25 protein-coding genes and 1 pseudogene are annotated in these 24821 nt (G+C 70.7%); 9 read left to right on the forward strand and 17 right to left on the reverse strand.

Annotation, left to right across the window (positions count from 1 at the left end; all coding sequences use genetic code 11):
- Positions 1-13: 13 nt before the first annotated feature.
- On the forward strand, positions 14-1189 hold the full coding sequence (locus tag AB0C28_RS21820) for an FAD-dependent monooxygenase (protein WP_358076756.1): 1176 nt from the start codon (positions 14-16) through the stop codon (positions 1187-1189).
- Positions 1190-1253: 64 nt separating this feature from the next.
- Positions 1254-2078, forward strand: a complete 825-nt coding sequence (locus tag AB0C28_RS21825) for an NAD(P)H-binding protein (protein WP_357845876.1) — start codon at positions 1254-1256, stop codon at positions 2076-2078.
- A 20-nt stretch (positions 2079-2098) separates the two neighbouring features.
- Here the strand turns inward: AB0C28_RS21825 and AB0C28_RS21830 are convergent, their stop codons facing one another.
- Positions 2099-3247: an alpha/beta hydrolase gene (locus AB0C28_RS21830; RefSeq protein WP_358076758.1), complete on the reverse strand. Its 1149-nt coding sequence runs from the start codon at positions 3245-3247 to the stop codon at positions 2099-2101.
- A 109-nt stretch (positions 3248-3356) separates the two neighbouring features.
- Here AB0C28_RS21830 and AB0C28_RS21835 point away from each other — a divergent pair, with 109 nt between their 5' ends.
- Positions 3357-4493 (forward strand): histidine kinase, encoded by a 1137-nt coding sequence (locus tag AB0C28_RS21835; protein ID WP_358076761.1) that lies wholly within the window; start codon positions 3357-3359, stop codon positions 4491-4493.
- 10 nt (positions 4494-4503) lie between these two features.
- The gene (locus tag AB0C28_RS21840; protein ID WP_358076764.1) at positions 4504-5151 is read left to right on the forward strand and encodes a response regulator transcription factor; all 648 of its coding nucleotides are present in this window, start codon (positions 4504-4506) and stop codon (positions 5149-5151) included.
- A gap of 274 nt (positions 5152-5425) precedes the next feature.
- Here the strand turns inward: AB0C28_RS21840 and AB0C28_RS21845 are convergent, their stop codons facing one another.
- The 5 genes and pseudogenes from AB0C28_RS21845 to AB0C28_RS21865 all read right to left on the reverse strand — a co-directional run bounded on the left by AB0C28_RS21845 (position 5426) and on the right by AB0C28_RS21865 (position 11382).
- Positions 5426-6427: an ABC transporter ATP-binding protein gene (locus AB0C28_RS21845; RefSeq protein ID WP_357845884.1), complete on the reverse strand. Its 1002-nt coding sequence runs from the start codon at positions 6425-6427 to the stop codon at positions 5426-5428.
- Positions 6428-6663: 236 nt separating this feature from the next.
- Positions 6664-7638: pseudogene (locus tag AB0C28_RS21850) on the reverse strand (ABC transporter ATP-binding protein); the annotation flags it as partial.
- Positions 7635-8516 carry an ABC transporter permease gene (locus tag AB0C28_RS21855; RefSeq protein ID WP_357845886.1) on the reverse strand — a complete coding sequence of 294 codons (882 nt, stop codon included), beginning with the start codon at positions 8514-8516 and terminating at the stop codon, positions 7635-7637. The pseudogene AB0C28_RS21850 and the gene AB0C28_RS21855, both read right to left, overlap by 4 nt.
- The gene (locus AB0C28_RS21860; protein ID WP_357845888.1) at positions 8513-9571 is read right to left on the reverse strand and encodes an ABC transporter permease; all 1059 of its coding nucleotides are present in this window, start codon (positions 9569-9571) and stop codon (positions 8513-8515) included. Before AB0C28_RS21860 ends, AB0C28_RS21855 begins: the two co-directional genes overlap by 4 nt.
- A complete protein-coding gene (locus AB0C28_RS21865; RefSeq protein ID WP_357845890.1) occupies positions 9568-11382 on the reverse strand; it encodes an ABC transporter substrate-binding protein in 1815 nt (604 codons plus the stop codon). The genes AB0C28_RS21860 and AB0C28_RS21865 overlap by 4 nt, the downstream gene beginning before the upstream one ends.
- Before the next feature lie 147 nt (positions 11383-11529).
- Here AB0C28_RS21865 and AB0C28_RS21870 point away from each other — a divergent pair, with 147 nt between their 5' ends.
- Positions 11530-11895 carry a DUF2809 domain-containing protein gene (locus tag AB0C28_RS21870; RefSeq protein ID WP_358076767.1) on the forward strand — a complete coding sequence of 122 codons (366 nt, stop codon included), beginning with the start codon at positions 11530-11532 and terminating at the stop codon, positions 11893-11895.
- A gap of 35 nt (positions 11896-11930) precedes the next feature.
- Here the strand turns inward: AB0C28_RS21870 and AB0C28_RS21875 are convergent, their stop codons facing one another.
- Positions 11931-12770: a helix-turn-helix transcriptional regulator gene (locus AB0C28_RS21875; protein WP_358076769.1), complete on the reverse strand. Its 840-nt coding sequence runs from the start codon at positions 12768-12770 to the stop codon at positions 11931-11933.
- Positions 12771-12872: 102 nt separating this feature from the next.
- On the opposite strand from AB0C28_RS21875, the gene AB0C28_RS21880 reads away from it, so the two are divergent.
- Positions 12873-13580 (forward strand): SDR family NAD(P)-dependent oxidoreductase, encoded by a 708-nt coding sequence (locus AB0C28_RS21880; protein WP_358076772.1) that lies wholly within the window; start codon positions 12873-12875, stop codon positions 13578-13580.
- A 69-nt stretch (positions 13581-13649) separates the two neighbouring features.
- Here the strand turns inward: AB0C28_RS21880 and AB0C28_RS21885 are convergent, their stop codons facing one another.
- Complete coding sequence (locus AB0C28_RS21885) at positions 13650-13913, reverse strand: copper ion binding protein (protein WP_358076775.1); 264 nt, start codon at positions 13911-13913, stop codon at positions 13650-13652.
- A gap of 94 nt (positions 13914-14007) precedes the next feature.
- Between AB0C28_RS21885 and AB0C28_RS21890 the strand changes: the two genes are divergently transcribed.
- Positions 14008-14553 (forward strand): type 1 glutamine amidotransferase domain-containing protein, encoded by a 546-nt coding sequence (locus AB0C28_RS21890; RefSeq protein ID WP_357845900.1) that lies wholly within the window; start codon positions 14008-14010, stop codon positions 14551-14553.
- A gap of 142 nt (positions 14554-14695) precedes the next feature.
- The gene (locus AB0C28_RS21895) at positions 14696-16225 is read left to right on the forward strand and encodes an amino acid permease (protein WP_357845902.1); all 1530 of its coding nucleotides are present in this window, start codon (positions 14696-14698) and stop codon (positions 16223-16225) included.
- A gap of 50 nt (positions 16226-16275) precedes the next feature.
- Here AB0C28_RS21895 and AB0C28_RS21900 read toward each other — a convergent pair whose 3' ends face one another.
- The 5 genes from AB0C28_RS21900 to AB0C28_RS21920 all read right to left on the reverse strand — a co-directional run bounded on the left by AB0C28_RS21900 (position 16276) and on the right by AB0C28_RS21920 (position 20416).
- Positions 16276-17835, reverse strand: coding sequence for an alpha/beta fold hydrolase (locus AB0C28_RS21900; protein WP_358076778.1), 1560 nt, complete (start codon positions 17833-17835; stop codon positions 16276-16278).
- A 197-nt stretch (positions 17836-18032) separates the two neighbouring features.
- Entirely contained in the window at positions 18033-18668 is a 636-nt protein-coding gene (gene lipB / locus AB0C28_RS21905) for a lipoyl(octanoyl) transferase LipB (RefSeq protein WP_357845906.1), read from the reverse strand.
- 76 nt (positions 18669-18744) lie between these two features.
- On the reverse strand, positions 18745-18936 hold the full coding sequence (locus AB0C28_RS21910; RefSeq protein WP_106243857.1) for a PspC domain-containing protein: 192 nt from the start codon (positions 18934-18936) through the stop codon (positions 18745-18747).
- A gap of 62 nt (positions 18937-18998) precedes the next feature.
- On the reverse strand, positions 18999-19505 hold the full coding sequence (locus tag AB0C28_RS21915) for an HAD domain-containing protein (RefSeq protein WP_357845908.1): 507 nt from the start codon (positions 19503-19505) through the stop codon (positions 18999-19001).
- Entirely contained in the window at positions 19502-20416 is a 915-nt protein-coding gene (locus tag AB0C28_RS21920; RefSeq protein WP_357845910.1) for an AraC family transcriptional regulator, read from the reverse strand. The genes AB0C28_RS21915 and AB0C28_RS21920 overlap by 4 nt, the downstream gene beginning before the upstream one ends.
- A gap of 75 nt (positions 20417-20491) precedes the next feature.
- Here AB0C28_RS21920 and AB0C28_RS21925 point away from each other — a divergent pair, with 75 nt between their 5' ends.
- Positions 20492-21301, forward strand: coding sequence for an NAD(P)H-binding protein (locus AB0C28_RS21925; protein WP_358076781.1), 810 nt, complete (start codon positions 20492-20494; stop codon positions 21299-21301).
- A 58-nt stretch (positions 21302-21359) separates the two neighbouring features.
- Here the strand turns inward: AB0C28_RS21925 and AB0C28_RS21930 are convergent, their stop codons facing one another.
- From AB0C28_RS21930 to AB0C28_RS21945, 4 genes are read right to left on the reverse strand one after another with little or no spacing between them, the layout of a single operon-like run.
- Positions 21360-22124 (reverse strand): ATP-binding cassette domain-containing protein, encoded by a 765-nt coding sequence (locus AB0C28_RS21930; protein WP_358076784.1) that lies wholly within the window; start codon positions 22122-22124, stop codon positions 21360-21362.
- Positions 22125-23066, reverse strand: coding sequence for an ABC transporter ATP-binding protein (locus AB0C28_RS21935; RefSeq protein ID WP_358076787.1), 942 nt, complete (start codon positions 23064-23066; stop codon positions 22125-22127). It lies immediately after the preceding gene.
- Positions 23066-23908 carry an ABC transporter permease gene (locus AB0C28_RS21940; protein WP_357845918.1) on the reverse strand — a complete coding sequence of 281 codons (843 nt, stop codon included), beginning with the start codon at positions 23906-23908 and terminating at the stop codon, positions 23066-23068. The genes AB0C28_RS21935 and AB0C28_RS21940 overlap by 1 nt, the downstream gene beginning before the upstream one ends.
- Positions 23905-24819, reverse strand: coding sequence for an ABC transporter permease (locus tag AB0C28_RS21945; RefSeq protein ID WP_357845920.1), 915 nt, complete (start codon positions 24817-24819; stop codon positions 23905-23907). The genes AB0C28_RS21940 and AB0C28_RS21945 overlap by 4 nt, the downstream gene beginning before the upstream one ends.
- Positions 24820-24821: the final 2 nt, after the last annotated feature.

Raw genomic sequence — 24821 nt, forward strand, 5'->3', positions numbered from 1 at the left:
TACCGTCACAGCCATGACGAACATTCTCATCTCGGGCGCGGGCATCGCGGGCACCGCGTCGGCGTACTGGCTGCGGCGGCACGGACACACGGTCACAGTGGTCGAGCGCGCCTCCGCGATCCGCACAGGCGGCTACAAGGTGGACATCCGGGGCGCGGCGCTCACGGTCGTCGAGCGCATGGGCTTACTGGACGCGGTCCGCGACCGGAGCACCGACATGCGCGTCGCCACCACGTACGACACCAAGGGCCGGGTCGTGTGCACGCTGGACGCCGACCTGTTCGGCGGGCGTACGGGCGAGGACCTCGAAATCATGCGCGGCGACCTCAACGAGCTCCTGTACGACCTGACCCGCGACGACGTCGAGTACGTCTTCGGTGACTCGATCACCGGCATCGCCGAGGACGGCACGGTGACGTTCGAGCAGGCGAGCCCGCGCCGGTTCGACCTGGTCGTCGGGGCCGACGGCATGCACTCCGCCACCAGGCGGATCGCGTTCGGCGAGGAGCCGGGCTTCACCCGCGACCTCGGCCACTACATCTCGATCTGCACCGTGCCCAACTCCCTGGGCCTGGACCGCGAGGAGGCCGTGCACGCGACCGTCGGCAGGACCGCGAACGTCTACAGCACGCGGCGCGACCGCAGCGCCAAGGCGCTGTTCATGTGGTCGTCCGAGCCGCTGCGTTACGACCACAGGGACGTCGCCGGGCAGAAGGACCTGCTGGAGCGGGCCATGGACGGGGTCGGCTGGCGGGTGCCCGCGCTGCTGGAGGACGTGCGCGAGGCCGACGACTTCTACTTCGACTCGGTCAGCCAGATCCACATGGACCGCTGGTCGCGGGGACGGGTCGTGCTGGTCGGCGACGCGGGCTACTGCGCCTCGCCGGCCTCGGGGCAGGGGACGAGCCTGGCGCTTGTGGGGGCGTACGTGCTGGCGGGCGAGCTGAGCGGGGGCGGCGGGCTGGAGGGGTACGAGCGCGAGCTGCGGCCGTTCGTCGAGGCGAACCAGGCGCTGGGGCCCACGAACATCAAGGGCATGGTCAGCGGGTCGCGGGCGGCGCTGTGGTTCCAGCTGAGGATGATGCGGCTGCTGCCGCGCCTGCCCGGCAGGGACCGGATGATCGAACGGATCACCGGCCCGATCGCGCGGGCGGCGAACGCCATCTCGCTCAAGTCGTATATGGAATGAAGCGTTCCGTTCTGGTATTATTGGAATCAGAACGTTCCGTTCCTTTCTGTGAAAGAGGTTCGCCATGACCTTCCTCGTCACCGGCGCCACCGGTACCGTCGGCCGTCTCGTCGTCCAGGAGCTTCTCGACGCGGGGCAGCGGGTGCGGGCGCTGACCCGTGACCCCGGCAAGGCCGCCCTGCCCGCGGGCGTCGAGGTCGTCGCCGGCGACCTGGCCAGGCCCGAGTCCGTGGCCGCCGCCTTCGAGGGCGTCACGGGGGTGCACCTCATCAAGTTCGCCGGCGACGACTACGCGCCCCTGCCCGACCCGGGCCGGCTGGTGGAGCTGGCCGTCGCGGCCGGCGTACGGCGGGCCACGGTGCTCGGCGGGCGCGCGGACGGGGCCCTTGAGCAGGCGCTGGCCGCCACCGACCTGGAGTGGACGCTGCTCAACCCGGTCGAGTTCATGTCCAACACGCTGCGGTGGTGGGCGCACCCGATCAGGACGGAAGGCGTCATCAAGGAGCCGTTCGGCGACCGGCTGAGCGCCCTCGTGCACGAACGCGACATCGCCGCCGTGGCCGCGACCGTGCTGGTCGAGGGGGGACACGGCGGCAGGACGTACACGATCACCGGGCCCGAGGCGATCACACTGAGGCGGAAGGTGGAGATCCTGGGCGACGCCATCGGCAGGGACGTGCGCTTCGTGGAGCTGACCGTGGACGAGGCGCGTGCCAAGTGGGCCGCGGACGGTATGGCCGAGCAGACCATCGAGTTCCTCGTGAGCGCGCTCGGCAGCACCCCTGAGGACGGCTACACGGTGGTCCCGACCGTACGCGAGGTGACCGGCCGGGACGCGCGCGGCTTCGCTCAGTGGGCCGCGGAGAACGCCGAGGCGTTCCGCGCGTGACGGGACACCCGCGGCTTCACTCAGTGCGCTGACACGTTCTGCGTGTGATCGGTGACCTCTGGATACTTCTTGACCGGGGTCCGCTCGCCCCTCAGGTGCAGGTCGAGGAAGCTCGCCAGGTGCGCGCGGGTGATCTCCAGTGCCCGTGCGCCGTCGAGCTCCTGCGCCGGCAATCCCAGCGCCGGCCTCAGCACGGCGTAGTCGACGAACGCCGAGTGGTCGGTGCCGTCCACCGTGATCCACCGCTTCCAGCCGGTCAGGTGGGCCCACGCCTGCCGCCACTTCTCGTCCTCCGGCGTGTGCCCGGTGGCCGTCCCGACCAGCAGGAACGGGCGCTTGATCGGCTCGGCGAGCTCGAACGTGCCGTCCAGGTTGACGCCGGCCTTGATCCTGGGCTCGGCGAGCATGGTCTGGGCGGCGGCGTACCCGCCGATCGAATGACCCACCATGGCGATCCTCGACCGGTCGATCGTCCTGCTCCATCGGCCCTCGACCAGGCGATCCAGCACGAACCGCACGTCCTTCACCCGGCTCGCCGCCACCTTCGCGTTGTCCTGGCCCTTCACGCACGCCAGGCAGGAGGTCGTGCGGCCGTCGGGGAAGGTGGTGCCGACCGACTCGTACGTGTGCTCGATGGCCGCGACCAGGTAACCCCTGCTGGCGAAGTCTTCGGCCAGGGAGGTCAGGGTGGCGCGGGGGAAGCTGAACCCCGGCGACATCACGACCAACGGCCGCCGCCCGCCCAGCGGTGGAGCGCCGACCCTGGCGTGCGTCCTGACCTTCGCCAGGGCGTCCTTCTCCGCGACGGGATAGTCCTTCAGTACGGCCTGCGACTCGGCCGTGGTCATGTACGGGGCCCGCTTGCCGGTGGCCTTCTTGGCCGGGTACCAGAGCGAGACCAGCAGCTCCCGCTCCTTCGCCTCGGGGTTCCACGGGTCGGGGCGGCTCTTGTCGACCAGGTGGAGAGCGGTCGTACCGATGGGCCGCTTACCTGTAGGCGCGGGCAGAGCGAGGCGCGCTGCCTTGGCCGGGTCGGCGGTCCCGGCCAGCCCCGCGGTCCCGGCGAGGTTGGCGGCCCGAGTCTGGGTGGTGGCCTGTGTCTGGGTGGCGGTGCCGAGGACGCTCAGCCACAGCGTCGTCACGGTGGTCACGGTGAGAGTTCTACGCATGGGCTTCACACTGGCCGGGAGGGACGCCATCGCGGATGCCCCGAAGGTCGACCGCCTCTTACTACTTTCGTCGTAATGCCACCTCCGGCCCTGCCCATACCCTGTGACCATGCGGTTCGTTCTGCTCGGCGCCGGAGTCTTCGCGGCCTCGCTCCTCACCCTGCACGGGCAGGTCGGGGTGCCGTCGAGCCTGCCGCTCCCGGTGCTCGTCGCGGTCGCGGCCGTCGCGGGCGTGACCGCCTGGCACGCCCGGCGCTCCTGGTGGCCGCTGGCCGTCGTGGGCGCCGTGACGTACGGCTGGCTCGTGATGTGGCCGCCGCTGATGGTGGCCTCCTTCCACGCCGGCCGCACGCTGAGCAGACGCGGCCTGCTCGCCTACGGCGGCGGCTGCGTGGCGGTGTGCGGCGTCTCGGCGCTGGCCGGCGGGTGGCTCGGCGGCCTCCGGGAGATGATGACCGCGACCCTGGGCAATGCCCTGCTCACGGCGCTGGCCGTGATGGGCCTGCCGCTGGTCGCGGGCCTGTGGGCGCGGGCCAGGCACGAGGTGCTGGAGGCCGCCAAGGAGCGGGCGGAACGGCTCGAACGCGAGCAGGTCATGCGGGCCGAGCAGGCCAGGACACAGGAGCGGGCCAGGATCGCCAGGGAGATGCACGACGTGGTGGCCCACCGGGTGTCGCTGATCGTGCTGCACGCCGGGGCCCTGGAGGTGCGCACGTCCGACGAGGAGACCGCGCGGGCCGCCGCCCTGATCGGCGGGATCGGCAGGGAGGCCCTGACCAACCTGCGCGACGTGCTCGGCGTGCTGCGCTCACCCCGGCAGGAGGCGCTCGACGCCGACGTACGCCCGCCGCCCACGCTCGGCGACCTCGACCAGTTGCTCGACCAGTCCCGCGCCCTGGGCATCACAGTGACCAGGCACGACGAGGGCGAGCCGCGACCGGTGGAGGCGACCGTGGAGCGGACGGCGTACCGGGTGATCCAGGAAGCCCTCACCAACGTGCACAAACACGCCGGAAACGCCGGCACCGACGTCCTGATCCGCTACGGCACGAGGCAGTTGGAGGTCGAGGTACGCAACCAGGCGCCGCACGCGCCCCGCGATGACGTGCCCGGCGCGGGCTGGGGCCTGGTGGGGCTGCGCGAACGGGTCGAACTGCTCGGCGGCACCCTGCGCACCAGCGCGGACGACGGCGGCGGCTTCCTGGTGAGCGCCAGACTCCCGGCCGGGGGAACGAGCTCACGGTGAGAGGGTGCGGGTGATCAGGGTTCTGCTCGTGGATGACGAGGAGCTGGTGCGGTCCGGGTTGCGGCTGATTCTGGAGGCGTCGGGAGACATCGCGATCGCCGGTGAGGCGCGCGACGGGGCCGAGGCCGTCTCGGCGGTGCGGCGGCTGCGGCCCGAGGTGGTGCTGATGGACGTACGCATGCCGGTCATGGACGGCCTGACCGCCGCAAGGCATCTCCTCGCGGAGCCCCAGCCGCCCAAGCTGATCATGCTGACCACGTTCGACCTGGACGAATACGTGCATGAGGCGCTGCGGCTGCGTGCGGTCGGGTTCCTGCTCAAGGACACGCCGCCCAGAGAGCTGGCCTCCGCCGTCCGGACGGTGGCCGGGGGTCAGGCCATGCTCTCCCCGTCGGTCACCAAGCGGCTGATCTCCTCCTACGCCGACCGCGCCCCCTCCCGGGCGCAGGCTGCCCGCAAGCAGCTCGCCGGGCTCACCGGGCGCGAGGAGGACGTGATCAGGGCCCTGGCCCGTGGCCTGTCCAACGCCGAGATCGGCCGCGAGCTACGCCTGACGGAGGCCACGGTGAAGGCCCACGTCAGCCGGGTGCTGGCCAAGCTGGGCCTGGCCAACCGGGTCCAGGCCGCCATCCTGGTCCACGACGCCGACCTCGCCTGAAACCGCACCACCACACCATCCCGGGGGTGGACGAGCGGGTCGTCTCCCTGCGGGTGGGGAGGTGGGCAAGGGAGCCAACCGCCTGCCGCCCCGGGCCGGGCACAGGTGTCGTCTCCCTGCCGGAGCGGACAGGGGCGTCGCCTCGCGCGGTTACCGGGGACGGGCGGGAGCGTCGTTCGTTCGCCGGCCCGAGTCAGGCAAGGATGTCGTCCGACCGCCGGCCCGAGCCGGGCAGGGAAGGTCGTGTCCTCACCAGCCCGGGAGGCGGGGCGGATCAGGTGGCGTTGGCGTAGTAGCAGGCTGCTTGGGCGTCGGGGATGCTGGGGAGGATGGGCAGGGGTTCGGTGCGGCAGCGGGCGTCCACCCCGGCCTCGGCCGCCTTGCCGGAGGCGAGGACCTGGCAGCGGGCGTGGAAGCGGCAGCCGCCGGGGATCCTGGTCGGGTCCGGTGGCTCGCCGGTCAGCACGACCCGCTCGGGCGACTCGGGCAGCACCGACATCAGGGCCTGCGTGTACGGGTGCCGTGGCGCGGTCAGCACCTGCTCCACCGGCCCCGACTCGACGATCCTGCCCAGGTACATCACGGCCACGCGGTCGGCGATGTTCCAGGCCAGGCCCAGGTCATGGGTGACGACCAGTGCCGAGAGGCCCAGGTCGGCGCGGAGTTTGAGCAGCAGGGCCAGGATCTCGCCGCGTACGGAGGCGTCCAGCGAGGCCACGGGCTCGTCGGCGATGAGCACCTTCGGGTTCAGGGCCAGCGCTCCGGCGATCACCACGCGCTGGCGCTGCCCGCCGGACAGCTCGTGCGGGTAACGCAGGAAGAAGCGGTCGGGCGGTCGCAGCCCGGCCCTGGACAGGGCGGTGGTCACGACGTCCTGCTCGTCCGGCAGGCCGTGGATGCGCGCGCCCTCGGCGACGGCCTCGTACACCGTGTGCCGGGGGTTGAGCGAGCCGGTCGGGTCCTGGAGGACGAGCTGTACCTGCCTGCGGTACGCCTTGAGCGCCTTGGAGCTGTAGTCCAGGACGTCTCCGTCGTAGCGGACCTCGCCGGAGGTGGGGCGTTCGAGGCCGAGCAGCGTGCGGGCGAGCGTGGTCTTGCCGCAGCCGGACTCGCCGACGAGGGCGACGATCTCGCCCGCGCCGATGGCGAGGTTCACGCCGTCCACGGCACGGGCCCGCCGGCCTCGGGAGGAGAACTCGACATGCAGGTCGCGGGCCTCCAGCAGGGTCGGGCGCGTGGTCGCGACCGCCTCGTCGGCGGTCTGCGTCTCGGTCATGAGACCTCCTTCTTCGCCCTGATGTCTTCCTCGTCTTCCTTGTCCTGGTCGTCGTTTGCAGGAGTCTGGTCGTCGTTCGCAGGAGTCGGGTCGTCGTTCGAAGCAGCCTGGTCAACGTTCGAAGGAGCCGGCGTGTCCGAGGTGCTGCCCCCTCCTGTGTCAGGGGTATCGTCCGGTCCGATGTCCACGGTGCCGGTCTCGGCGGTCGTCCCAGCACCCGACGTACCCGCCGGTCGGACATGCACGCACGCCGCCGCACGCCCCGCCCCCGCCGGCCACAGCTGGACGTCCAGGGTCGAGCATTCGTCCAGGGCCACCGGGCAGCGCGGATGGAACGAGCACCCCCCAGGCAGCTGCATCGGGTCGGGCGGATCGCCCCCGAGCCCCTTGGGCGCCATGCGCGAGACTGGGTCGCCCACGGTCGGGAACGCCGCCGCCAGGGCCCGGCTGTAGGGGTGTGCTGCCTTGTGGAAGACCTCGGCCGACGGGCCGTGCTCGACGACCCGACCGGCGTACATGACCGCGAGCCGGTCGCAGACGTCGGCCAGCACCGACAGGTCGTGCGAGATCATGATCAGGGAGATGCCGTGCTCGGCGATGAGGTCCTTGATCAGGCTGAGCACCTGGGCCTGCACCATCACGTCGAGCGCGGTGGTCGGTTCGTCGGCGATGATCAGGCGCGGCGAGCAGGCCAGGGCCATCGCGATCATGACGCGCTGCCGCTGCCCGCCGGACAGCTCGTGCGGGTAGCTGCGCGCCCGCCAGGCGGGCAGGCCGACCTGGTCGAGCAGTTCGGCCACGCGCTTGCGGGCGGCGTCGGGCCTGGCCAGGCCGTGGACGAGCAGCGGTTCGGCGATCTGGTCGCCGATCCTGCGGACGGGGTTGAGTCCGTGCTGGGCGCCCTGGAAGACGATGGACGCCTCGGCCCACCGTACGGCGCGCATGCGGCCCCACTTCATGGCGAGCACGTCCTCGCCGTTGAGCAGGATCCGGCCGCCGACCCGCGCGTCCCGGGGCAGGAGCCGGAGCAGCGCCATGGCCAGCGTCGATTTGCCGGATCCCGACTCACCGGCGACTCCGAGTGCCGCTCCGGAGTCGAGGGTCAGCGACACTCCGCGTACGGCGGGCACTTCGCCCGAGGCGATGCGGTAGGTCACTGACAGGTCGTCGAGTTCGAGCAGGCTCGCGGTCGTTTCGCTTCGCTCGGTCACGCGGCCCTCCTGAGCCTGGGGTTCAGGACCGCCTCCAGCGCCCGCCCGACCAGGGTGAACGCCATGACGACGGCGAGGATGGCCAGGCCGGGGATGAGGATGTACCACCACGCGCCCTGCGTGGCCGCACCGAAGTCGTACGAGGCCCGCAGCATGGTGCCCCACGAGGTGCGGTTGGAGCTGGCGCCGAGGAAGGCGAGGGTGGACTCGGTCACGATGGCGCTGGCCACCTCCAGCGTGGTGCTGGCCAGCAGCAGCGGCGCCACGTTGGGCAGCACGTGGCGGGTGGTGATGTGCCAGTGGCCGCCGCCGAGCGCCTTGGAGCGCTCGATGTACGGCCTGGCCTCCACGGCGAGCGTCTGGGCCCTGATCAGGCGGGCGGTGGACGGCCAGGTGGTGATGCCGATGGCCATGATGATCGTCCAGGTGCTGCCGCCCAGGATGGCGGCCAGTACGAGGGCGGTGACCAGCGAAGGGAGCACGAGGAACCAGTCGGTGACCCGCATCAGGGCGGCGCCCGCCCAGCCGCGGAAGTGTCCGGCGGCCACGCCGAGCACCAGGCCGATCACGATGCTGAGCAGCGCGGCCAGGAAGCCGATGAGCAGGGAGGTGCGCGAGCCCCACCACACCATGAGCAGGATGGAGCGGCCCGACTCGTCGGTGCCGAACGGCTCACTGAGGCTCGGGGGCGCGAACTTCGGGCCGACGCTCTTGACCACGCTGGTCACCTCCTCGCCGATGAACAGCGGGGCGATCAGCGCGAGCAGCACGGCGGCGACGAGGATCACGAGGCCGGCCACTCCGGCGCGGTTGCGGCGGTATTCGGCCCAGAACCGGCTGAGCGCCAGTCTCCTGCGGGCCGCGGCGACACTGGTCACGCCGACCTCACCCTCGGGTCGAGAATGTGGTACGCCACGTCGGCCAGCGTGTTCATCACGATGACGGCCACCGTGATCAGCATGAACGTTCCTTGCATGAGCGTGAAGTCGGGCACACTGACCGCCTCGTAGAACAGCTGCCCGAGACCGGGCCAGGTGTAGATCGTCTCGACGGTGACCGCGCCGCCGACCACGAAGCCGATGCGCATGAACACGAGCGTCACCGTGGGCAGCAGGGCGTTCGGCACGGCGTGCCGGCGGCGAACGTCGTCGTCGCGCAGCCCCTTGGCGCGGGCCACGGTGACGTAGTCCTGGCTGATCTCCTCGACCAGCGAGGAGCGCATGACGAGCAGGTACTGGGCGTAGACCACGGCGACCAGCGTCAGGCACGGCAGCACCATGTGGGAGGCCACGTCGAGCACGTACGCGAACCCGTCGGGCGCGTCCACGCTCTCGATGCCGCGGAAGGGGAAGATGCCCGGGATGGGCCCGACGCCGACGCCGAAGACCATCATGAGCAGCAGGCCGAGCCAGAACGTGGGCACCGACCAGAGCAGCAGCGACGTGGCGCTGGAGAAGCGGTCGAAGCGGCTGCCGTGGCGCCAGCCGGCGCGGATGCCCTGCCAGATGCCGAGGCTGACGGCGATCACCAGGCCGGTGCCGGCCAGCAGCAGCGTCGGGCCGAGCCGCTCGCCGATCAGGTCGAGGACGGGCCGCTTGTACTCGTACGACGTGCCGAGGTCGAGCCTCAGCGTGTCGCCGACGAAGTCGAAGAACTGCTGGATCAGCGGCTGGTCGAGGCCGAGCCGGTGGCGTTCGAGGTCGAGCTGGGCCGGGGTCATGTTGCGGCCCTGGGCCAGGTTGCGCACGGGGTCGCCGGGCAGCAGCCGGAACACGAAGAACGTGCCGACGATCACCATGGCGATGCTGAACAGCGCCCCGCCGGCCTTAGCCAGCGCGTACCGCAGCGTGCCGCGCCAGGCGGGGCGCTCATCGCCGGCGCCCGCCGCCGCCTGGGCGGCGGCGGGCTCCGTCGTTTCGAGCGGTGTTGTCATTCGCGTTCGTCGGCGACGGCCTTGCGTCGCCTGGTCAGGAAGAACGCCGCCAGTCCGATGACCACCACGCCACCGACGACGCCGGCGATCAGCCCCGTGTTGGAGCCGCCCTCGGCGCCGGTGCTGCCGCCTCCCGTCGCCTTGGCGTCCACGGTGTAGAACGGCCAGTAGCCGCTGCCGCCGTAGAGCAGGCCCTTGTCCTCGGGGATCGGGGTGATGCTGGTGATCCTGTCCTTGCGGTAGCCCTCAAGGTCGTTCGGGTAGTAGATCGCGATGACCGGCGCCTGCGTGTAGAGGCGTTCCTGCATCTGCTTGAGCAGCTCGACCCGCTTGGGCCGGTCGAGCTCCTTGAGCTGGTCCTTGTAGAGCTGCTCGAAGGTGTCGTCGCAGAAGAACGACTCGGTGCCGCCGCCCTCACCGTTGGGGGCGGGCCTGCGGCTGCACAGGTGGGTGGCCATGACCTCCTCGGGGTCGGGGTTGACCGACCAGCCGCTGATCGCGATGTCGAAGTTGCCGGTGACGCCGGTCTCCTCGGTGAACTTGCTCGATTCGAGCTTCACCGTGGTGAGCGTGATGCCGATCTCCTTGAAGAAGGCCGTCAGGTACTCGGCCAGCTTGTCCTCGATCGGCGTCTCGGTGTGGATGGTGAAGCGGAACTCCAGCTTGCGGTCGCCGTCGGGCATCGTGCGGACGCCGTCGGCGCCCTTCTTGTAGCCGGCGTCGTCGAGGATCTTGTTGGCCTTGGCGGGGTCGTAGCTGACCTTCTCCTCGCCGCTGGCCTCCCAGAAGAACTCCTTGAACAGCGGCGGCACGATCGAGCCGTCGGCGGGCTTGGCCAGGCCGTTCTGCACCTCGTCGACCAGCTTCTGCTTGTCGATGGCGTAGTGCAGCGCCTGGCGGACCTTGACGTCCTTCAGCGCGGGGTGGCCGTCGCCGACGGGCTTGTCGTCGGTCGTGGTGGCGCCGTGGTTGACCTGAAGGTACGCCGCGCGGCGGCCCTGGGTGTTCCACGCCTCGATGTTGGCGTCGTTCTGGATGGCCTCGAACTCCTGCGGGGTCATCCGGCCGAGCAGGTCGATGTCACCCGTCTTGAGCCCGGCGACGGCGGCCTGCGGGTTGTCGTAGAAGATGACCTGCAGCTCGTCGATCTTGGGCTTGCCCCGCCAGTAGTTGGGGTTGGCCTGCAGCTTGACGTACTGGTCCTTCTTGTGCTCGACCGCGATGTACGGGCCGCTGCTGACCGACGGGTACTTCTCCGCGTCGTAGTTGGCCATGTCGGTGACCGACTCCCAGACATGCTTGGGCATGATCGGGACCGGGTTCTCCAGCATGCTGGCCTGCGGGGACTTGAGCTTGATCGTCAGGTCCTGGCCGCTGGCCGTGACGCTCTCGAAGTTCTCCACCGCCGGGCCGTTCGCGGTCTTCGCGGCCTCGTCGGTCATCATCTTGTTGAACGTCCAGGCGGCGTCGTCGGCCGTGACGGGCTTGCCGTCGGACCACTTGGCCGCGCGGATCTTGAACGTCCAGGTGAGCCCGTCCTCGGACGTGGTCCACGACTCGGCCAGGTCGGGGCTGGGCGCAAGCGTCTTGGAGTCGGGCACCGTGAGGTATCCGTACATCCAGCGGTGGATCGACGTGGAGACCAGGCGGACCGCGAGGAACGGGTTCATCGAGTCCATCGACTGTGTCGCGCCCACCCGCACGATCTTCTTCCCCGCCGCCGGGTCTTGGGCTAGGGCAGCCGTGGCGCCCTGACCGGCCACTAATAGCGCGACGCCCAGCGCAGCCAGGCGTGCGAACCATTTCCTCATAAGTGCCTCACCTTCAGGCGGGGGTTTCCTGTGTAGCAAAAGGCACACCATAGGGAGACCGCGTGTCAACGAGTGGCGGAAAATTGTTTCAGTCTCGTTTCTTTCGGCGGTGTAAATTTTCAGTGCGCTTGGCAGTACGTTGAGCTGGTGTCCCGCCCGCTACCCCGCCTGCTGACCGCCCTGATCATGGTGGCGATCGTGGCCTGCGGGCTCATCGTACGGGCAGTCTGGGACGGCCCGGCGCCCAAAATCGCGGGCGACGCGCTCTACACGGCGGCGATCTACGGGGTGGTGCTGCTCGCCCGGCCGGACGCGCGGCCCTGGGCCGCCGCGGCGGTGTCGGGCGGGCTGAGCTGGGCGATCGAGCTCGCCCAGCTCGGAGGGATCCCCGAGGTCCTGTGGCCGCTGCTGGGCAGCACGTTCTCCCCACCCGACCTGCTCTGGTACGCCGTGGGCGCGGCGACCTGCCTGATCGCCCACACGCTGTGGCTCAGGCGTGCTCCCGCCGGATAGCCGACCCCGGGCTCAGGTGCGCGCCATCCTGAGGCTCACCCGACGAGCGACTGCGTGCCGAGGACGGCGAGCAGCCGGAGGCGTTCGGCGTCGGCCGTGCCGGGCTCGGCCGTGTAGACCATGACGCGCAGGTCGTCGCCGAGCACGCTGAGCACGTCGCAGTCGAGCGTGATGGCCCCGACCTGCGGATGGTCGACGATCTTGCGGGAGGCGCGCAGCCACTCGACCACGCCCGCGTCCCAGAGCTCGGCGAAGCGCTCGCTGTCGGCGCGCAGCCGCGCGATCAGCCGGCGCAACTGCTGGTCACGCGGATAGCGGCTGGCGGTCGCGCGCAGGTCGGCGACCAGCGCGGCTTCGAACGCGCGCCGCTCCTCAGGCGTGTACCGGACCCGGCCGCCGGAGCCGACCAGGTTGCGCCACACCCCGTTGCGTTCGATGCCGCGCCATTCGGACGGATCGCCCATGAGCGCCGCGTAGAGCGGGTTGGCCATGAGCAGCGTCCAGGCCGCGTCGTAGACCCCGACGGCGGCGCCGTCCAGCCGGTCCACCAGCCGCTGGACGCTCGGGGTGATGTAGGCGGGCACCGTCTCGGGCCCGGGGACCGCGAGGCCGGCCACCCGGAACAGGTAGGCCCGCTCCTCCGCCGACAGCCGCAGCGCCCGGGCCAGCGCCTCCACGATCTGCGGGGACGGGTTGTCGGCGCGGCCCTGTTCGAGGCGGGTGACGTAGTCGACGGAGATGCCGGCCAGCAGGGCCAGCTCCTCGCGGCGCAGCCCGGACGCGCGCCGCCGGCCGCCGGCGGGCAGCCCCACCGTCGCGGGCGAGACGCGGTCGCGCCAGCGCCGCACCGCCTGTCCGAACTCGCTCGCCGCCATGTCCCCAGTCAACACCCTTCCGGCGGATTCATCCTGGCACTGCCAGTCCCCGGAAAGCGGGACGCCTGGTTACCCACCCCTGCCGTGAGCAGGGTTGATGACATGACGACGACACTCATCACCGGAGCGAACAAGGGTCTCGGCTTCGAGACCGCCCGCCGGCTCATCGCCGCGGGCCACACCGTCTACGTCGGCAGCCGCAACGCGGGCCGAGGGCGTGAGGCCGCCGAGCGGCTGGGCGCGCGCCCGCTCCTCATCGACGTGACCGACGACGCCTCCGTCACCGCCGCCGCGAAGGCCGTCGAGGCCGACGGCGGGCTCGACGTGCTGGTCAACAACGCCGGCGTCGAGGGGCGGCGGGCGGACAACAGCGTGATCGGCGCGGCCGACCTGACCGCCGCCGACATGCGCACGATCTTCGAGACGAACACCTTCGGCGTGGTACGCGTGACGCACGCCTTCCTGCCGCTGCTGCGGCGCTCCGCGGCCCCGGTCGTAGTGAACGTGAGCAGCGGCCTGGCCTCGCTGGCGGGCATCACGGCGGAGGGGACGCCGACGTACGCGTACCCGGGCGTGGCCTATCCGGCCTCCAAAGCGGCGGTCAACGTGCTGACCGTGCAATACGCGAAGGCGTTCCCCGAGATGCGGATCAACGCGGTCGAGCCCGGCTACACCGCCACGGACCTGAACGGCCGCACGGGTACGCAGACCGTGGAGGAGGGCGCGGAGATCATCGTCAGGATGGCCCAGATAGGCCCCGACGGACCCACCGGGGGCTTCTTCACGCTCGCCGGCCCGCTCCCGTGGTGACGCAAGCCCCTTGCGTGGTGACGCGGCCGGCCCGCATCCACACGGGCCGGCCGGTCAGGTGAGCGGCAGTTAGTGGCAGCCGCCTGAGCCGCAGCACGACCCGCCCGCCTGGGGCAGCAGCTCGACCGTGCCGCCCAGCTCGTAACCCGCCTCCTCCACGGCCGCGCCGATGAGCGCGGCGTCGACCGGCGCCGCGCTGGTCACCTTGACCGACCCGGACCCGAGATCCACCTCGACGCCGCTCACCCCGGCGACCTTGCCCACCTCCTGGGTCACAGCGTTCACACAGTGGCCACAGGTCATGCCCTCAACCTGGTATGTCATGACAGTCATGAGCCCGACTATATACCCCCCAGGGGTAGAGGCGCATACATCACCCCGCCTCGGTTAGGAGAACGGCAAAGACCCGGTTCAAGGGAGAACGGACATGCTGGACGGCAAGACCATCGCGTTCCTGGTCGCCCCCGAGGGAGTCGAGCAGGTCGAGCTCACCGAACCCTGGAAAGCGGTCAAGCAGGCGGGCGGCACGCCCCGGCTCGTCTCCACCGCCCCCGGCCAGATCCAGGCGTTCAACCACCTGGACAAGGCCGGCACCTTCGCCGTGGACGACACGGTGGACGACGTGGACGCGGCCTCCTTCGACGGCCTCGTCCTGCCGGGAGGCGTGGCGAACCCCGACTTCCTGCGCATGAACGACGACGCCGTGCGCTTCGCCCGCGCCTTCTTCGACGCGGGCAAGCCCGTGGCCGCCATCTGCCACGCGCCGTGGACGCTGGTCGAGGCGGACGTCGTACGCGGCCGGACGATCACGTCCTGGCCCAGCCTGCGCACCGACCTGCGCAACGCCGGGGCGACCTGGGTGGACAAGGAGGTCGTGGTCTGCACGGACGGGCCGAACACGCTGGTGAGCAGCCGCAAGCCGGACGACCTCAAGGCGTTCTGCCAGGCCGTCACCGACCTCTTCGGCCAGTGACGTGAACGCGCGGGCCGGGCCTCGGGCCCGGCCTACGCGCGGGCCTGACGCGATCGAAAACCGGCTGTAACGCCTTGTTCCCTGGGCGGAAATGGTCTAGAGGTAGACCAAAAGGAGCGTCCCGCCCCCCAGGGAGACCTCAATGACCACCGAAGAGGATTCCAGGCGACTCGCCGAGCTCGGTTACAAGCAGGAGCTCGCCCGCACCTGGAGCGGTTTCTCGAACTTCGCCATCTCCTTCTCGATCATCTCGATCCTCGCCGGCTGCTTCACGACCTTCGGCCAAGCCTGGAACTACGGCGGCCCCATCGCCATCTCATGGGGCTGGCCGATCATCTCGCTGTTCATCCTGATCATCGGTTTCTGCATGTCGGAGCTGGTGTCGGCGTACCCGACGGCGGGCGGCATCTACTGGTGGGCCGCCAAGCTGGGCAAGCCGATCCACGGCTGGTTCACCGGCTGGCTCAACCTGATCGGCCTCATCGCCGTCACCGCGTCGGTCGACTACGGCTGCGCGACCTTTCTCAACATCACCCTCAACCGGTTGACCGGCGGCGCCTGGGAGGGCACGCTGCCGCAGGCGTTCCTGCTGTTCGTGATCGTGCTGGCGCTGCACGCTCTGATCAACATCTTCAGCCACCGGCTGATCTCGCTGCTGCAGAACGTCTCGGTCTGGTGGCACGTCGCCGGCGCCGCGATCGTGGTGGCCATCCTGATCTTCGCCCCGTCCGACCACCAGTCGGCGTCCTTCGTCTTCTTCGGCACCAACAACAACTCGGGCTTCGGCGACGGCTCCGACGGGCTGCCCTTCTGGATGTACGTGCTGCCGCTCGGCTTCCTGCTCACCCAGTACACGATCACCGGCTTCGACGCCTGCGCCCACGTGTCGGAGGAGACCCAGGGCGCGGCGACCAGCGCGGCGCGCGGCCTGTGGCAGTCGATCTTCTACTCGGCGATCGGCGGCTGGATCCTGCTGCTGTCGTTCCTGTTCGCCGCCACGAACGTGGACCAGTTGAACAAGGACGGCGGTTTCGTCGGCTCCATCTTCGAGAGCGCGCTGTCGTCCCCGCTGGCCACGGCGATCTTCGCCATCTCCACGATCGGCCAGTTCTTCTGCGGGATGAGCTGCGTGACGTCGATGTCGCGGATGACGTACGCGTTCTCGCGCGACGGCGCGGTGCCCGGCTGGCGGCTGTGGTCGAAGGTGGACCGCAACCGCACCCCGGTCAACGCGATCATCGCCGGCTGCGCCGCCGCCGCCCTGCTCACGCTGCCCGCGCTCTACGCCCCTCCCGGGCTGACCACGCCGGTCGCGTTCTACGCCGTCGTCTCGATCGCGGTCATCGGCCTGTACCTGGCCTTCCTCATCCCGATCTGGCTGCGGCTGCGCATGGGAGACGAGTTCAAACCCGGGCCGTGGACGCTGGGCAGGAAGTACAAGGCGCTGTGCTGGATCGCCTGCGTCGAGATCGTCATCGTGTCGATCTACTTCGTGATGCCGTTCTCCCCCGCCGGCGTGCCCGGCAGCCCGGACTTCACCTGGACGTCGGTCAACTACGCGCCCATCGCGGTGGGAATGGTGCTGATCGGGATCGCGCTGTGGTGGGCGCTGTCGGCCCGCCACTGGTTCACGGGTCCGCGCCGCACGGTCGACGAGCTCCCCGTCCCGTAAGAAAGGGGTACGGCGCGACCCCCCTGGCCGCGCCGTACCCGTCGAATGTGCTACTTCGTGCCCGGAGCGGCCCAGGAGAGCCGGTCCGTCGGCCACGCAGGCCGCTGGGAGCGCTGCTTGAGCAGGCTCTCCTCAGGCGTGCCCACGGCGCAACGCGTGCCGTGCGGCGGCACCTTCAGCGAGATCAGGTACTCGTCGAAGATGTCCGTCTGGCACTTGTCCTTGCCGTAGATGCGGTGGCCCCAGCCCCCGTACGTGAGCAGCACCGCCTTGGACCCGAGCTGGCGGGCCGCGTTGGCCGACCAGATCCACGGCGTGGCCGGGTCGTGCAGCGAGTTCCCGAGCAGCAGCGGGGCCTCGCCGGTGTACTGGAGCTCGTGCGGCGGGTTGGTGGTCGGGTAGTTCATGCAGATCGGCAGGTCGTCGATCGGGTACGGGTGGTACCGCGTGTCCGGCGCGAGGGCGTTGGACACGCGCATGAGCGCGGCGTACTCGGTGTAGTTGCGCAGCCTGAGGTTGTAGTCCTGGCACAGGATCGTGGTCGGCAGCTCGGCCACGTCCCCCTCCACGGGCCCGCGGCCGGGCAGCGGGGGCACCCACTCCGGCTCGGCGCCGCCGTTCAGCCAGTTGATCACCTGGCTGAGCATCTGCCAGTCGGGCCCCTCGTTGCCCAGCGCGGCGTTGTAGATGACCTGCAGCTCAGTCATCTTCGTGCCGGTGCTCGGGTAGACGAGCTCGCCGCGCTGTGCCTTCTCCCGCAGCGACTTCCAGATCGCGCGGATGTCCTGGCCGTGCAGCACACAGGTGGTGTCCTGCTCGCACCAGCCGACGAACTGGTCGAACGCGTCCTCGACGGCGATGGCCTCGGTGGACAGGAAGCCCGCGACGCCGAGGCTGTGGTCCATGTTGCTGTCGAGGCCGAGCGCCCGGACGCGGCCGGGGAACAGCTCGGCGTACATCTGGCCGATCAGAGTGCCGTACGAGATGCCGTAGTAGGTGAGCTTCTCCTCACCGAGGGCGGCCCGCAGCGCGTCCAGGTCGCGGGCGACGTCGGTGGAGTCGACGTGGTCGTACAGCGGTCCGGTACGGGCGCGGCAGTCGGCGTGCAGCTTCTTCGTGAACGTGTTCCAGGCGTCGAAGTCGGCCTGGCTCTTCATCACGGTGTGCGGCATCTGGTTGTAGACGGACGCCGAGCAGATCACCGGATGGCTGCGCCCGACACCCCGCGGGTCGAAGCCGACGATGTCGAAGCGCCGCTGCAGCTCCTCGGTGTAGGAGCCGGGAGCACCGTAGACGGCCTCGACCCCCGAGCCGCCGGGCCCGCCCGGGTTGATCACCAGCGAGCCGATCCTGGCGGCCGGGTCGGTCGCCTTGCGCCGCGCGACCGCGATGTCGACCTTCGCCCCCGTGGGCTTCGCCCAGTCGATCGGCACGCTCAGCGTGCCGCACTCGGCCTCGGGCTCCTCCGCGCACGGCGCCCAGGCGATGGTGTCGGCCGCGCCAGTGGTCGTGCTCGTCGTCGTTTCGGTGTCCGCGTTCGCGGCCGAGCCGGGTAACACTGTGGCCAGCGCCAGAAAAGCGGCGGCGACCAGGGAAAATCTGCTTCGCACAAGGCTCCTGTCTTCGGTCGATCCCCCCGTCGGGGCGTGCGATCGAAGCGGATCATCGCGTATTCACGGCCTTGACCGTGCGGGAAATGACAGATTTCCTCCGAAAGGATGACGCCACCGGTCAGGCGGCGTCATCCGCGAGGCGACCCCGTCGTCGCCTGTGGGGTGGCCCCGCCGTCGTCCGCGAGGTGCCCCCGTCAGGACGTCTCGAAGGCCGCCGCCACGGTCGCCCGTACGTCGTCCATGGAAGTGGCGCCCAGCTCGCGTTTGAGCGAGGTCATGTCCACGTCCGGCATCCCGCACGCGACCGCCCAGTCCCACGGCGTCAGGTCGCCGTCGACGTTGAGCGCGAACCCGTGGCTGGTGACGCCCCGGCTCTGCCGCATCCCGATGGACACGATCTTGCGCCCGGTCTCGGCCGTCCAGACCCCGGTCAGCAGCTCGGAGCCCGGCGGCGTGTCCCGGCGCTCGGCGGGCAGCCCCAGCTTGCCCAGCGCCTCCACCAGCCGCAACTCCACCTCGCGCACGTAGTCGACGATGCCCTCGTCCTCGCCCAGCTTGACGATGAGGTAGCCGACGAGCTGGCCTGGCCCGTGATAGGTGAGCTGGCCGCCGCGCCCGGTCTCCATGACGGGGATGCCGCGGGAGGGATCGGGCAGGTGAGCCATCGGGGTGCGGCGCCCGATCGTGTAGATGGACGGATGGCTGAGCAGCCAGAGCGTGTCAGCGCGCTCGTCCCGTTGGCGCTGCCCGACGAGGTCGGTCATGCGCTCCATCGCTTTGTCGTAGTCGACCAGCTCATCCTGGATGAGCGTCAGCGGCCTTGCCCTCATGGTTCGAGGATATGCCTGGCCTTTAATGAAGACGCACGCGGGACGGGCGGGGACTCGCGTCCCCGCCCATTCACGTTCAGGCCGCCCGGTAGCCCTTCGGCTCTTCCGGGACGAGGATCCACATGGCGACGTAGACCACCCACAGCGGTCCCGGGATGAGCGACAGCAGCAGCCAGAGGATCCGGACGAGGGTAGGGGGCAGGCCCATCTTGTCGGCCAGACCGCCGCAGACGCCGGCCAGGATCCTGTGCTCTCGTGAGCGGTACATGCTGTTCCTCCATGTGGTGTTGACCTACTGGGAGAACGGACGAGCGGGCCGTCAGACTCCCGTCAGGAACCCTGAGAAAACCCTGTAAGGGTCAGCCACTCATGTGCCATGCCCAGATGTCGGCTGGTCAGTCCCTGTTCCGGGTCCACGTGGACGAGCAGGAAGTCGGTCAGACCCTGACGCCCCCTGAGGTACTCCTCGTCCTCCGCCCACACCTGGTCGTCGAACCAGACGAACGGCCGCCGCCCCGCGTACGCCGCCACGTGCGGCGTCTTGAAGTTCTCCCCCCGCTCGCAGGGCACGTCGGGGTTCATGGTGATGACCGGCAGGGAGGGCAGGCCGATCCGGGGGGCGATCCAGTCGTTGGCGTGGTGCTCCCAGGTGGTGGCCCAGACCAGCTCGGCGCCGGTGGTCAGGGCCAGGTCGAGCAGGCGGCGGCCGTGGCGGGGGTTGAGGTGCACGGTGTAGACCTCGCCGGCGACCGTGCACCGGTAGCGGCGGAAGTCGGGGTTCGGCCGTCCCATCGGGTTGAGCACGCCGTCCACGTCGAGCAGCAGCAGCGGCTTCACCGGACGGCCCGGTGTTCCTGCGGGGTGATGCCGCGGACGCGTTTGAAGGCCGCGCTGAGCGCGAACGGGCTGCCGTAGCCGACCTTCCTGGCCACGGAGCCGATCGTGGCGTCGGGCTCGCGCAGCAGGTCGGCGGCCAGCGCGAGGCGCCAGTCGGTGAGGAAGGCCATCGGCGGCTCGCCGACCAGCTCGGTGAAGCGCCGGGCCAGCGAGGCCCTGGACACGCCCACCTCGGTGGCCAGCGCGGCCACCGTCCACGGGTGGGCGGGGTTGTTGTGCAGCAGGCGCATGGCCTTGCCGACGACGGGGTCGCTCATCGCGCGATACCAGGCGGGGGCCTCGTTCGTGGCGAAGTGGGCTCGCAGCACCGCGATGAGCAGCAGGTCGAGCAGCCGGTCGAGGACCGCCTCCTGGCCCGGCTCGTCCTTGACGATCTCGGCGCCGAGCAGCGAGATCAGCGGGCCGCCCGGCTGCACGATCAGCTGGGGCAGCGCCTCCAGCAGCCGCCGGGTGACCTCGCCCTCCATGGTGTAGGTGCCGGTCAGCAGCACGGTGGGGCCCTCCGGGTCGTTGCCCCACGTCCGCACACCGAGGTCCATGCTTTCGTAGAGGGACTCGCCGTCGAGGGTGGTGCACCGCTGGCCCGGGTCGATGATGATCTGCGGCTTGGTGCCGGGGGCGTCGGCCATCGTGTACGGCTGCGGCCCCCGCGCGATGGCCACCTGTCCGGGCTCCAGGTGCACGGGGTCGCCCCCGTCGAACATGATCCACGAATGGCCGCGGACCTGCGCCACCAGCGACAGCGGCGCCTCGTCCTGGATGCGCAGCCCCCAGGGCGGGGAGAGGATCGTCCGGAGCAGGAAGGCGCCGCGCGCTCTCGGGCCGTCCAGGAGCGCCGCGAGCTGGTCCATGGGGTAGACGATCGCATATGGGATTGCGCTTCTCAACCATGGAGCGTCTTATCGGTATCGGGACTTACTAGAGGCATGACGATTCTCGTTCTCGGCGGCACCGGCAAGACCGGCCGCCGCATCGCCGACCGGCTCAGCGCGCGCGGCCTGCCCGTACGGCTGGGCTCGCGCTCCGCCTCCCCCGCCTTCGACTGGCAGGACCGCTCGACCTGGCGGGACGCCCTCGACGGCGTGACGGCCGTCTACCTGTCCTACTATCCCGACCTGGCCTTTCCCGGCGCGTACGACGACGTCAAGGCGTTCACGGAGCTGGCCGTGAGCTCGGGCGTGCGGCGGCTGGTCCTGCTCTCCGGGCGGGGCGAGCCGGAGGCGCAGGCCAGCGAGCGGACCGTGGCCGAGTCGGGCGCGGAATGGACGGTGCTGCGCTGCTCCTGGTTCATGCAGAACTTCAGCGAGGACTTCCTCCTCGGCTCGGTCCTCGACGGCGTGATCGCGCTGCCCGCCGCCGACGTGCCCGAGCCGTTCGTGGACGTGGAGGACATCGTGGACGTCGCGGTGGCGGCGTTCACCGAGGAGGGCCACGCGGGCAAACTGTACGAGCTGACCGGGCCGCGGCTGCTGACGTTCGCCGACGTGGCGGCCGAGCTCTCCCGGGCCACCGGCAGGACGATCGTGTTCCTCCGGGTCACGCCCGACGAGTACATGACCTCGGCCGTCCAGCACGGCGTGACCCTCGACGAGGCGCAGGGCCTGGCCCACCTGTTCACCGACATCCTGGACGGCCGCAACGCGACCGTCTCCGACGGCGTGCGCCAGGCCCTGGGTCGCCCGGCCAGGGACTTCGCCGACTTCGCGCGGGCCAACGCACAGGTCTGGAAGCGCTAAAGCCCCGGGACTCCCCGCTGGTGCGGAAGCCTCAGGACCGCTGAAGGTCAGGCGAAGGTCAGGAGCGCACCACCGCCGCCGGGTCCCAGCCGGGCCTGGGCACGGAGTCCAGCAGCAGCCGCGTGTACGGGTGCTCAGGCTCGGTCAGCACCCGCTCCACCGGCCCCCGCTCGACCACGACTCCCCGGTGCAGCACCAGCGTCTCCTCGCACAGGTGCCGCACCACGGCCAGGTCGTGGCTGACGAACAGCAGCGCGACCCCCGACTCCCGGCGCACGCGGGCCAGCAGTTCCAGGATCTGCGCCTGGATCGACACGTCGAGCGCGGCCACCGCCTCGTCCAGCACCAGCACCGACGGCTCCACCGCCAGCGCCCTGGCGATGGCCAGGCGCTGCCGCTGGCCGCCGCTGAGCCGGTGGGGGCGCGCCCCCGCCTCCCTGGCGCCGAGCCCCACCTGCTCAAGCAGCTCGGCGGCCCGCGCTTCGGGCCTGCCGTGCAGCCTGAGCGCCGTGTGCAGGCACTCCTCGGCCGTCAGCCGGGGGTCGAGCGAGAGGTACGGGTCCTGGAAGACCATCTGGATCTCCCTGGCCCTGCGCAGCCTGGCGGCCCGGCCGCGTTCTCTCGTGCCCCGCTCACGCCCGGCCACGGCGATCGTGCCCGAGTCGGGGGCGACCAGGCCCACGAGCATGCGGGCGATCGTGGTCTTACCCGACCCCGACTCGCCGACCAGCCCGAGCGAGCCGCCCGCGGCCAGGTCGAACGTGACGTCGTCGGCCGCCACCGTGGCGCCGAAGGACTTGCGCAGTTCGCGTACGGACAACATCTAGACCTCCACCAGGCGGCAGGCGGCGGAGCCGCCGGAGACGGCCACGGGCGCCGGCGGCCGTTCCTCGCAGGCACTCGTGACCTCGGGGCAGCGGGGCGCGAACGGGCAGCCCGTGAAGGCGTCGTCCAGCGAGGGCGGCCGTCCGGGGATGGGCCGGATCGGCCGCGGGTCGCCCAGCTCGGGCGTGCAGGCCAGCAGGCCGGCGGTGTAGGGGTGGCGGGGGTCGGCGAACAGCTCCTTGGCCGGCCGCGACTCCACCACCGTGCCCGCGTAGAGCACGTGGACGCGGTCGCAGAAGGCCGCGGCCAGGTGCAGGTCATGGGAGATGAACAGCATGCCGAGCTCCCGTTCGGCCTGCACCCTGCGCAGCAGCGCGAGCGTCTCGGCCTGCGTGGTGACGTCGAGCGCGCTCGTCGCCTCGTCGGCCAGCAGCAGCGCGGGGCCGGCGGCCAGCGCGGCGGCGATCACCACCCGCTGGAGCATGCCGCCGGACAGCTCGTGCGGATACTGCCGCAGCCGCGCCTCGGGATCGGGCATCCCCACCGCGTCCAGCAGCTCCAGCGCTCGCGCCCGTGCCTCGGCCTTGGGCCGGCCCAGCGTGTGGACCATGCGCTCGGTCATGAAGTCGCCGATCCTGCGGACGGGGTTGAGCGACGAGCGCGGGTCCTGGTAGACCATCGACACCTTTGAGGCGCGCAGGTCCCGCAAGGCGGCCTGGCCCATCGTCAGCACGTCCTCGCCCTCGACCGCGACCCGCCCGGAGACGCGGGCGCCTTCGGGCAGCAGGCGCAGCACCGAGCGGGCGATCGTGGACTTGCCCGAGCCTGACTCGCCGACCAGCCCCACGATCTCGCCCTTGCCGACGGACAGCGACACCTCGCGCAGGATCGGCCGCCGCCCGCCCGCCTCTATCGTCAGCCCTTCCACGGAGAGCAGCATCACGTCCCCCTCACGCCCATGCGGTCGGCCAGCCGCACGCCGATCACGTTGAACGACACGACCACCAGGGCGATGGCCGCGCCCGGCACCAGCACCGGCAGGAACGCCCCCTGCACGATGGCCGGCTGTCCCTCCTTGACCATGAGCCCCCAGTCGGAGGACGGCGGCTGCGCGCCGAACCCGAGGAAGCTCAGCGTGGCCAGGCTCATCAGCCCCTCGCCGAACAGCACGACGAGGTAGCCGACGAGCGAGCGCGCCATGTTGGGCACCAGGTGCCGCACGCAGATGGTGAACCCGCCCATGCCCTGCACCCGGTAGGCGTCGATGTACGGTTTGCCGCACTCGCCCAGGGCCACGCTGCGGGTGTACTTGGCGATCGTCGGCGTGTACGCCAGCCCGAGCGCCACCACGGCCGTGGTCATCCCGTTGCCGAACACGGCCACGATCAGCACCACGAACAGCAGCCCCGGGAAGGCGTACATGACGTCGGTCAGCCGGGACACGACGGCGTCCACCCAGCCCCGGTGCCAGGCGGCCAGCGTGCCGAGCGCGACGCCCAGCACCGAGGCGATGGCCAGCAGGATCAGCGGGCCGATCAGGGAGGTACGGGCGCCGTACAGGACCCTGGAGAGCAGGTCGCGGCCGGACTGGTCGGCGCCGAGCGGATGTCCCGGCGACATGGGCGCCAGCGTGGCGGCGAAGTCGACCGCCTCGGGCGCGTAGGGGGAGACCAGCGGCGCCAGCACCGCCGCCGCGACGACGAGGCCGAGGAACGCCGTGGCCAGCAGGTGGCCGAGCGGCCGCGCGGGCTTCGGGGAGAGCGTGGCGACCAGCGTGGTCATGCCCGGCTCCTCACTCTGGGATCGATCAGGGGGTGCAGCAGCTCGACCGCGGTGGTCACGGCGATGTACGCGGTCACCATGAGCAGCAGCACCGCCTGCGTGACGGGGAAGTCGTGGGTGTTGATCGCGTTCACCAGCAGCGAGCCGATCCCGTTGAGCCCGAAGGCGGTCTCCACCGTCACCGTCCCGGTCAGCATCCCGGCCGTGACCAGCCCGCACATCGTCACGATCGGCCCCAGCGCGCCGCGGAAGACGTGCCGCACGACGATCAGCCGCTCGGACAGCCCGCCGGCGCGGGCCACGCTCACGTGGTCGAGCTCGCGCTGCTCGATCATGGACTGCCTGGTGACGCGGCTGATGATGGCCAGCGCGCCGAGCGCCAGCGTGACGGCGGGCAGCGTCAGGTGCCACAGCGAGCCGCCGCCCATGACGGGGAACCAGCCGAGCTGCACCCCGAACAGCGAGATCAGCACCGTCGCGGTGACGAACGCCGGCACGGAGGTGGCGAACGTCGTGCCCGCCACCACCGCCGAGTCCGTACGCCCGCCGCGCACCGCGGCCAGCACCCCCAGCGCGATCCCGAACACCACGAACAGCACCGAGGCGTAGGCGACCAGCCCGAGCGTGCTCGGCAGCCGGGCCGCCATCAGGTCGGCGACCTGGTCGTGGTACTGCGTGGAGCGGCCGAGGTCGCCGGTCAGCGCGTCGCCGAGCCAGCGGCCGTACTGCACCAGGAACGGATCGTCCAGGTGGTACTGAGCCCGGATCGCGGCCAGGTATTCGGGGGTCAGGTTCTCCTTGCCGCCCGCCAGGAACGTGACCGGGTCGCCGGGGGCCGCGTACGACGCCGCGAAGATCACGAACGAGGTGGCGAGCAGCGTGGCGACCAGCCCGGCCAGCTTGCGGACCACCG

Source organism: Nonomuraea sp. NPDC048892 (genome assembly GCF_040649735.1).
GTDB classification, from domain to species: Bacteria; Actinomycetota; Actinomycetes; order Streptosporangiales; family Streptosporangiaceae; genus Nonomuraea; species Nonomuraea maheshkhaliensis.